2 protein-coding genes and 1 pseudogene are annotated in these 3,664 nt (G+C 67.7%); 1 reads left to right on the forward strand and 2 read right to left on the reverse strand.

The genetic code is table 11. The features are described from left to right. Positions 1 to 39: 39 nt before the first annotated feature. Positions 40 to 1,230 carry a hypothetical protein gene (locus MJ783_RS22695; RefSeq protein WP_370651783.1) on the reverse strand — a complete coding sequence of 397 codons (1,191 nt, stop codon included), beginning with the start codon at positions 1,228 to 1,230 and terminating at the stop codon, positions 40 to 42. An 821-nt stretch (positions 1,231 to 2,051) separates the two neighbouring features. Beyond that, positions 2,052 to 2,990, reverse strand: coding sequence for a prephenate dehydratase (gene pheA / locus MJ783_RS22700; RefSeq protein ID WP_239313807.1), 939 nt, complete (start codon positions 2,988 to 2,990; stop codon positions 2,052 to 2,054). A gap of 395 nt (positions 2,991 to 3,385) precedes the next feature. Between pheA and MJ783_RS22705 the strand changes: the two are divergent. Next, a pseudogene (locus MJ783_RS22705) lies at positions 3,386 to 3,664 on the forward strand (1-(5-phosphoribosyl)-5-amino-4-imidazole-carboxylate carboxylase); the annotation flags it as partial.

A 3,664-nucleotide genomic window follows, 5' to 3' on the forward strand; every position in this document is an offset into this window, starting at 1 on the left:
GGCGCCGGCAGACCCTGGACGAACGTCCGGCGGCGACCACTAAAAGGCTTCGCGGCTGGTCCCGCGGCTTGTCCCGCCTTCCCGTTGCCATTCACGCACGAACGCCGCGAGCTCCCGCACATCACGGACATCGCCGTGCGTCCGGGTTATCGCCAGCAGCTCGTCAGCCCGGTTCGATGCGGACGCCACTGTGCGCCCCCAGGAAATCCTGACCGCCTCGGTGGCCAGCGCACAGACCCGGTCAAGCTCAAGCCGTCCCTGCTGGACCAGGGCCAATGCAAGATCCAATCGGATCACCGAACGGAAACCGGGAGCATTCATCATGTCCAGCCGGGGCATGGCGATCTGTGCATGCTCCTCCGCGGCACGAGGCCGCCTGAGCAGGCACAACGCCGTGGTTGCGTTGTAAGCGACCTCCACCGGATGGAAAGTGTCGAAGCCAGGCCCAGGCGAGCCCCACTGTTCCACGGGAATCATGTCAGCAAGATCATAAGCGGTGTCCAATGCCTGGGCGGCAGCACGGACGTCGCCGAGCGCCGCAAGGGCTCGGGCCTCCTGGCAGACCAGACGCGCCCGTACCGGGCCGCCGCCGACATGGCGCAGCCCGTCCCGGGCAAGTTGCAGGGCCCGGTCCGGGCAGCCGTCGTAAAATTCGATCACTGCTGCGATCTCGCGGGCTGATCCTTGCAACGGGCCGTCCTGCGCCCACAGCCCGTCCGCGTATCCCTGCGCGGCCAGGGCACGTGCCGCGTCGGCCGTACCCAGTTTGAACGCCGCATCGGCGTGCAGGACGGTGATCCGGCCAGCAATAATCCGCAGCCGGCGGGCATCGGAGGCCCGTAGGGAAGCACCGCGCGCGAGACTGTCCAAGCCATGCCGCAGGCGAGCCGCCTGAGCCGCGACATGCGCCGGCGAGGTGTGCTCGTGAGCGCGCAGCAAAGCGGCCAGCCGTTCCTCGGCGTGCGCAAGCGCAACCTGCGACGGCGCCGCGGCACGTACATCCACCGCGTCCGCGAGCTGTCCATCGCTGAGGAGCACACCCACCACGGTGACCCCGGCATAGAGGTGCAGCTGCCGGCGGTCCGGTGCTGGCGGTGCATCAGCGATTGACGTGGGGAGAGCGTGATACTCGTGCTCCACACGGCCGGTCAGGGCCGCACGCTCGGTGCCGGTCCACCCAGCGGCCAGCGGATCATGATCTGAACGGTCGGCTGCCGGCGGGTCGGACACCGGGCGATCATCCACGGAAGGACTGGCCTCACCCGGCCGCGACACCGGGGCGGGTAGTACATAGGAATCCGGATGATCGTCTGGTGGTGTGCGGGTGGCCGGGATCGAAACGGCCCGCTCCTCGGGCCGGACTGGCTGCCCTGCTTCCACAGCCGCCGGCCAGGGACTGGCCGGGCAAGCTGACGGGGACAGTTCGTCAGCGTGGGACATGGCTACGCACTCCCTGGTGTCCTGTCAGTGAGGCCACAATGTGGCATTTCCGCGCCCTGCAATCTCTTTCAGTGTCAGGAATATGACTCAAGGTAACCCGAGGAGGCGCGCCGCGACATACGCCCAGGGAAGAGGGCACGCTCAGACCACGACACACACACAATAAGTTGACGTGTTGACTCAGGATAACTTAGTGGTCGCCGCCGGCGACCACTAAGAGCGACCGGCAATAGGGGACGCGGCATCGCTTTCCCAGCCATTGCCGCGCGATGCACGGGCACCCCGGCTCGCCGGTCGGCGCTCTGCACCTCCAGCGCATCCCTCCGCCGCCTCGCGATCCATCCACCCGCACGCCACTCCTTGATCCACACAACTATTACCGGTCGCTCGTACTGTTACCTCCGGTGAAAGTACGTCCTCCGCACAACCGTTGGGCCACATTTCTCAGAGCGTGTGTGAGATCGGGCTTTCGATCAGTGAGCCGCGTCCAGGCGCCCCCTGGCAAGGTGGAAGGCCGAAGCGATACCGGATGAGTTGTCTCGGTGTGGCCGACAACGCGGCCAGGGGGCGTCTGGACGCGGCGAGCCGGAATGACGATCTCACACGCGCTCTCAGGCATCCGGGTGATGATTCCCACGTAGCCTGGAAAGCCAGGCCGCCGCGCCGCGGAAAGCATCATCCGACGTGCCGGGCCGTATGACCGTAACCTGCCCATCCGCTCTCGGGTAGCTACCAAGGAACCGGACGTCAGCGCAGCTGCGGTGCAATGCCGAAAGCGCCTCGCCAACCCGCGCCTCGGCTATGTGGCCCTCGCAGTCGGCCGAGAAGCAGTAGCGGCCTAAGCCGGCACCGGTCGGCCTGGATTCCAGCCGGGTCAGGTTGATTCCCCGGACGGCGAACTCGGTCAGCATCTCCAGCAATGCGCCAGGATGGTCGTCGCGTTCGAACAGCACCACTGTGGTGCGGTCGGAGCCGGTGGGTGGCGGCGGCGCCCCCGGGAGGGTGACCAACACGAAACGGGTCTGCGCCCCGTCGACGTCCTGGATGTCGTCGGCAAGCACCGACAGGCCGTAACGAGGGGCGGCAAACGCGCCGGCAAGTGCGGCGTCGACCTCGCCGAGCTGGACGCGACGAGCCGCCTCGGAATTGCTGAACGCCGGTTCCCAGCGTGCGTAGGGAAGGTTCTTGCCGAGCCAGTGACGGCACTGCGGTTGAGCGTGCGGATGGCTCGAAACCGTGTGTACGGCGTCGAGGCCCGTACCGGGCCTGCCCAGGAGGGCGAACCGGACGGGAATCACGGCCTCGGCCTTGATCTGCAGGGGGGCGCCGACAGCGAACTCGTCCAGAATGGTCGACACCGAGCCCTCGACCGAGTTCTCGAACGGGACGAGGGCGGCCGCGGCGTCACCCTGACGGACCGCGTCGAGAACGGCCACCACGTCCGGCAGTGGATCAAGCCGCGCTCCACGAGCGATCACGAGCGTGAGCAGCGCCGCCTCGGAGAATGTGCCGGGGGGACCCAGATAGGCCAGCCGGATCGGCGCGGTCACGTCCGCGGCTCCACGTCAGGGGCCGGCGTGACCACGGCAATCTCGGCCGTGCCCAGCGGGTTGCGGACCGAGTCCGCCCGGACCGGATCTGCTGATCTCACCTTGGCGATCCTACGATCCCGTGACAGAGCGCATGAGGGGAGCCCGGCTCCAGCTGGTCATCCATCGCCTAAATCATGATCAGATGGTCGGATTCTCTCTCGCAGGGTGCGCGCCCGCTTCTCGATTCGGCACGGCACGGCACGGCACGGCACGGCACGGCACAGCGGCCATCGACGCAAAAACCATGATCGCAATGTCGCCGCAGCTGTTCGGCTGTTGGCAAAAATCGACATCAGTTGTCAGCGCCGCCCCTGATCCAGACGTGGGACGACCGGCCCCCGTAGGGTCGGAGCGTGGACACGGCGGATGTTCGGCTCCTGCTGGAAGCCGTGGCTTCCGGCACGGTCGAGCCGCACGATGCGCTGACGCGCATCACAGCCGGCCCGCTCGGCGACGGCAACGGCTGGACCGACCTTGGGTACGCCCGCGTCGACACGCACCGCGGGCTGCGCACCGGCGATGCGGAGGTCGTCTACGCCGCCGGCAAGACGCCGGCGCAGACGGTCGGCATCGTCGCCGAGCTGCGGCGCGCATCCGGCGCCGGCCATCCAACGCTGGTGACCCGCGCGGAC

Source organism: Protofrankia sp. Cj3, assembly GCF_917627355.1.
Taxonomy (GTDB): Bacteria; Actinomycetota; Actinomycetes; order Frankiales; family Frankiaceae; genus Protofrankia.